Here is a 5,680-nt window from a genome sequence, read left to right as displayed (position 1 = left end):
GGAAAAACGCACTTAGCGAGTGCACTGGGATATAAAGCTTGCCAAGAAGGAATTGAAACGCGGTTTTGGCGTGTGAGTGACCTTGTTCTTGAATTGGAGAAAGCATGGAAAGAAAACCAGTTAGAACGATTTAAAAAGAAATTTAACCGGGTACAATTAATTATCTTAGACGAAATGGGCTATGTCCCGTTTAATAAAAATGGTTCAGAACTGCTTTTTCAATTAATTAGTGATTGGTATGAAACAAAAAGCATTATCATTACCTCCAACCTAGAATTTAGCAGCTGGAACAAGGTATTTATTGATCCGCGCCTCACGTCGGCGCTGGTGGATCGGCTCATTCACCATGCACATATTTTGACCTTTACAGGTGAAAGCTATCGCTTGAAAAATGCTTTGTCAAAAATCGAATAATTAAATAGAAACTATTGGGGGGCAACATTGTGTACTTTTCGTTGCACAACTATGTACTTCTCTATTGCAAAACACAGGAGGTCTATTTTTTATGATCCAATATCGGAAAATATTGGAGTTGTATTTCAAGGGTGTTTCCCAGCGCACGATTAGTACGAGTGTCGGCAGCTCAAGAAATACGGTCTCTAATGTCGTCAAACGAGCCGAACAGATCGGGTTTACTCATTTGGCGGATACACATACCAATCAATGGCTGGAAGAATTTCTTTTCCCAGAGAAACAAGCGATTGAAAAAGGCTATTTCCCACCTGATTGGGAGACTGTCCACAAAGAGCTCCAAAAGAAAAATGTGACGTTAAAGCTGCTTCATATGGAGTATGCACAACGTGCACGTGATGGAGGGAAAATCCCTTACGCGTACCGGACATTCGCAGAGAACTACGGAAAATACGCAAAAAAATACAAAGCCACGATGCCCATCCACAGAAAGCCGGGTGAAATCTTGGAGGTCGATTGGGCGGGCAGCACCTTGTCCTTGAATGACCGAGCGACGGGAGAAAAGCTGACCGTTTATGTCTTTGTGGCCACTTTGCCCTACAGCCAGTACAGTTATGTAGAGGGTTTCTTGGATATGCAGTCTTCCAGTTGGTTGACTGGCCATATTCATGCATTTGAATATTTCCAGGGCGTTCCTGAGTCGATTGTGCCCGACAACTTGAAAACGGGCGTGAATAAACCAAAGGGAAGCGAACCGATTCTCAACGAAGCGTACCGAGAATTAGCGGATTATTACCATACCGTGATTGTACCGGGACGTGTCCGGAAACCAAAAGATAAACCGAGTGTGGAAGGAACCGTTGGGTTCATTTCCAGGCAAATCATTGCGGCTTTGAGAAATTATCAATGTTTTGATCTTCACGACTTAAACAAGCAAATCCGCAAGAAACTGGACGCCATTAATCAAGAAGCGTTTCAAAAGCGGCCGGGTTCCAGAGAAAGTGTGTTCAACGAAGAAGAGAAGCCTTACCTTCTTCCCCTTCGTTCCACACGTTTTAAATTGTCGGAATGGAAAAGTGCACGGGTCCAACCGAACTACCACATCCAAATTGACCGCATATATTATTCCGTTCCGTATGAGTACATCCAAAGCGAGGTAGATGTCCGCCTCTCCAAGGATTTAATTGAAGTATACTTCAAAGATATGCGAATTGCATCTCATAAAAGACTGACAGGGGCGGTCGGCCAATACGCCACTCTGTCAGATCATATGCCGGATAACCATCGGTTATTCCTGGAACATACACCCAAAAACAGCTTGGAATGGGCGGAAACCATCGGACCACACATGAAACAGTTGGTGGGTCTCTTCTTGGAAAAGAGCTCGGAGAAAAAAGCTCTCAATCAACTGATGAGTTTGCGGAGCTTGGCTCGTAAACACTCAAAGGAAGAACTGGAACTCGCAGCTCAAAACCTCTTGGTCGCGTCCTCTAATCCAACGGTTAGTGTGTTTAAGAGCATTCTCGCACGAAATAAGAAACGACAAAAAGCACAAGAAAATGGCACATTAACCACAGCGAAAACAAATGAAGAGTATGGATTTGTTCGCGGGGCACACTACTTTGGAGGGAAAACAACATGATGAACGAAGAAACAGTACGTAAATTAACGGAAATGAGAATGGGCGCCATGGCGGATTCTTATCAAGAACAAATGATGAATCCGGATTATCATGATATGCCTTTTGAGGATCGATTCAATTTGCTTGTCGATCATGAATATTCTCGACGCAAATCCAATAAGTTACAACGATTGATCAAACAAGCTCACTTCAGCGAACCCCAAGCAGCGATTGAAGACATTGAATACCATCCAGATCGTCATTTGGATAAGAACTTGATTCTTGAATTGGCCACTGGCACTTACCTCCAAAAGCACCTGAACATCATTTTTATGGGAGCCTCCGGAAATGGAAAGACTTGGTTGTCAAACGCCTTCGGTGTTCAAGCTTGCCGTCAACACTACAAAGTGAAATACGTCCGACTTCCAGAACTCTTGGATGAATTCATGGCCGCTAAGAATGAAGCGGACGGCAGTTTTCGAAAGTTGATTAACAAGTACAAAAAAGTCGACCTTCTCATCATTGACGAATGGTTACTGACGACTCTACCGGAAGAACACGTCTACACATTGTTTGAAATCATTGAAGCCCGTTTGAAGAAGACGTCTACCATCTTCTGTTCTCAAACAGCACCGGAAGGGTGGTACGAAAAGCTGGGTGACGCGTTGGTAGCGGATGCCATTCTGGATCGGATCGTTCATGATTCTTACAAAGTACTGATCGATGGAGAAATTTCTATGCGTGAACGTCACGGTTTGGGGGCATTCAAATGATTCCTATCGAAGCAAAAAATTGGATTGCTCATTATTAATTTCATCGCCATCTCGCCAATCAAGTGACGGAAGAATGAGAGTTGTTTCTGCTTTTTTATTATTTAGAAGAGGAAGAACCTTCGGCTGATCAAGTGGTTCAACAAGTGATTTCCTTTATTAAGGAAGCAATAGAAGACTAAGGCAAAGACCGCTGACAGTAAAAAATACTGTCAGCGGTCTTTGCACACGCATTGAGCGGCTCCATCTTCCGCATTCGCTGGCTCTAAACTCCGCACAGGTGGCTCTAATTGAATGCAATACTCAAAGACGTCTTGGCTCCGGCCATCGCCTATGCAGAAGACGGCTTCCCGCTTTCCCCGGTCATCGCCAAGTTTTGGAAACGGGCTGCGGTGAAATACGAAGCCGCCAAAGACTCCCTGCCTGAATTGGCTGAGTGGTTCAAGGTGTTCATGCCCGGCGGCAAAGTGCCGGAACTGGGAGAAGTGTGGTCTTCCCCGGAACACGCCGCCACTCTCCGGGAAATCGCCGAGACCAAAACGGAATCCTTTTATAGAGGAAAGTTGGCACAAAAAATCGCCCAAGCCTCGAAAGAAGCGGGCGGATTCTTAACGGAAGAAGATTTGGCTGCCTACCAGCCGGAATGGGTAGACCCGATCCAAGCACACTACCACGGGTATGACGTCTGGGAAATTCCGCCTAATGGACAAGGCATTGTGGCTTTAGAAGCCTTGGAGATGTTGGATGCGTTCGAGTTCCCTTCCAAAGGCAAAGTCGATATGTACCACCAACAAATCGAAGCCATCAAGCTGGCCTTTGCGGATGCACGGAAATATGTCACCGAAGAAACCCATATGCCCTTCCCGTCAGCCAACTTGTTGGATCCGGAGTATCTTGAAGAGCGCCGGAAGTTGATCACCGATGAAGCGCAGACACCGGAAGCCGGCAAACCGTTCGGCAGCGGGACCGTTTATCTGGCCACCGCCGACGGAGACGGCAACATGGTCTCCCTCATCCAAAGCAACTACATGGGCTTCGGGTCAGGAGTCGTTGTTCCGGGAACCGGCATCGCCATGCAGAACCGCGGCCACGACTTCGCGTTGGAAGAAGGCCACGTGAATGCCTTAGCCGGCGGAAAGAAAACGTACCACACCATCATCCCGGGATTCTTAACCAAAGACGGCCAGCCAGTGGGCCCGTTTGGTGTGATGGGCGGCCCCATGCAGCCGCAAGCACATGTCCAGATTGTCTCCAACACCGTCGATTTCCAACTCAACCCGCAGGCCGCATTGGATGCCCCGCGCTGGCAGTGGATGAAAGACAAAACCGTCACGGTGGAAAGCACCTTCCCCCACTACCTAGCTGTCAAGGGCAATTTAAAATTGTAGGTATTCGGCAATCTAAAAATGTAGGTTTTGGGCAATTTAATTAGTTAGTCACTTTTTAATTTTCCTTTTAGACGGTAGGACTTTCCAGTGATCTTAAAGATCTTCGCATGATGGACCAGTCGGTCTAAGATGGCAGCGGCTATTTCAGTGTTCTGGAAAAGCTCACCCCAGCGGGACAGTGTAATATTTGAAGTGACCATGGTTGTTTTCTGCTCATAACGCAAGGTGAGTAATTGAAAGAAGAGATCGGCCTCAACTTTTTGAATAGGCAGATAGCCAATTTCATCAATAATTAGTACATCATACCGTACGTACCGTTTGATCACTCGTTCGATTGTGCCTTTCTCATATGCTGCTCGCAAGCGCAAAAGGAGCTCATGACAACTGATAAATAAGGTCCGATGGCCCTGTCGACAGGCTTCAATGCCTAAGGCAATGACTAAGTGTGTTTTACCGACGCCTGGATTGCCAATAAAAATCAAATTTTCGTTCTTCTCTAAAAAACTGAGCGACTTTAAATCGAGGATTTCTTTTTTATTGATGCTGGGCTGAAAATCAAAATCGAATTCATCTAAAGTGGTTCGTTTAGGAAATCGAGCGCGTTTGATGACGCGCTCAACCTTCTGTTCTTTTTGAAAGACCAGCTCTTGCTCTGTGAGTTTTAAAAGAGCTTCAGTAAAGGGGATTTCTTGTTCATTTACGATATCTATGTAATTTGGCACATATTCTCGCATAAAGCCTAAATTTAAGGCTTCTAGATTGTTTAATAGTTTTTGATACGAACTACTCATCGATATCGTCCTCCAATAAATCCTATAATTTCATGCTTTGTTTGATATGTGCCTGTATTTCATCCTCTTCTTTGTGGCTCATGACGTCTGATTTTAAGATTTGAACCAGATCCTCTTGATGGTAATTCAATTTTTTTGTGGTTATCTGATGCGAACGAATCCGCTCTCCGTTATAATAGAAGTGCACGTGCTCTTCGTTTTCGGAAAGTTCGACTTCAACTTCTTTTCCGATATAACGAGGGTCGACAGAGTACTTACACTGACGGAAATTGACCATCGCCTCATTGGTGACTTTACGGGTAATAAAGTCTTCAAAGTAAGGTTTCAAAAGGTCTTTCTTCAATTTGTGTAGGTGCTCTTTTTCATTTATCTCCCACCGGAGATTGGGAATCTCATTGGTCGCCTGACTCACTTCTGAATTCATTTCTTCACATAATTCATTGACGATGTGGATTAAATCCACGCTGTCATAGAACTCGTGATTATAGACACGTAATCTTTCAACTGCTCGTGCGAGTGCTTCGACGCTGCCTTTGGTTTGTGGTCGAAAAGGCCGACAAACCATCGTCCGAAAACCGGCGTCTTTACTGAAGGCATAAAATCGTTCATTCAATTGGACTTTTGAGAATTGTGTTCTGGAATGATCTACGACTGTCTTCATATTGTCGAACCAGATTTCTTCAGGTACACCACCGGTGT

At 45.0% G+C, this 5,680-nt stretch carries 6 protein-coding genes; 4 read left to right on the top strand and 2 right to left on the bottom strand.

All coding sequences use genetic code 11. The annotated features are described in order from the left end of the window. From G470_RS0111035 to G470_RS13495, 4 genes are all read left to right on the top strand, one after another. Window positions 1-414, top strand: a 414-nt coding sequence (locus tag G470_RS0111035; RefSeq protein ID WP_028274849.1) for an ATP-binding protein, incomplete at its 5' end; no start/stop codon positions are given. Window positions 415-505: 91 nt separating this feature from the next. Continuing rightward, the gene (istA, locus tag G470_RS0111030; protein WP_028274848.1) at window positions 506-2,053 is read left to right on the top strand and encodes an IS21 family transposase; all 1,548 of its coding nucleotides are present in this window, start codon (window positions 506-508) and stop codon (window positions 2,051-2,053) included. Then, entirely contained in the window at window positions 2,050-2,805 is a 756-nt protein-coding gene (gene istB, locus G470_RS0111025; RefSeq protein ID WP_028274847.1) for an IS21-like element helper ATPase IstB, read from the top strand. The genes istA and istB (G470_RS0111025) overlap by 4 nt, the downstream gene beginning before the upstream one ends. Window positions 2,806-3,092: 287 nt before the next feature. Next, window positions 3,093-4,190: a gamma-glutamyltransferase family protein gene (locus tag G470_RS13495; protein WP_051258560.1), complete on the top strand. Its 1,098-nt coding sequence runs from the start codon at window positions 3,093-3,095 to the stop codon at window positions 4,188-4,190. A 44-nt stretch (window positions 4,191-4,234) separates the two neighbouring features. On the opposite strand, the gene istB (G470_RS0111010) is transcribed toward G470_RS13495, so the two are convergent. Both istB (G470_RS0111010) and G470_RS14590 read right to left on the bottom strand, forming a co-directional pair. Then, complete coding sequence (istB, locus tag G470_RS0111010; protein WP_028274846.1) at window positions 4,235-4,981, bottom strand: IS21-like element helper ATPase IstB; 747 nt, start codon at window positions 4,979-4,981, stop codon at window positions 4,235-4,237. A gap of 22 nt (window positions 4,982-5,003) precedes the next feature. After that, on the bottom strand, window positions 5,004-5,680 hold a 677-nt coding region (locus tag G470_RS14590), incomplete at its 5' end, for a Mu transposase domain-containing protein (protein WP_028274845.1).

Source organism: Atopococcus tabaci DSM 17538 (genome assembly GCF_000429585.1).
GTDB classification, from domain to species: domain Bacteria; phylum Bacillota; class Bacilli; order Lactobacillales; family Carnobacteriaceae_A; genus Atopococcus; species Atopococcus tabaci.
The sequence above is the reverse complement of the archived record's forward strand: the minus strand, read 5'-3'. Positions and strand labels throughout refer to the sequence as shown.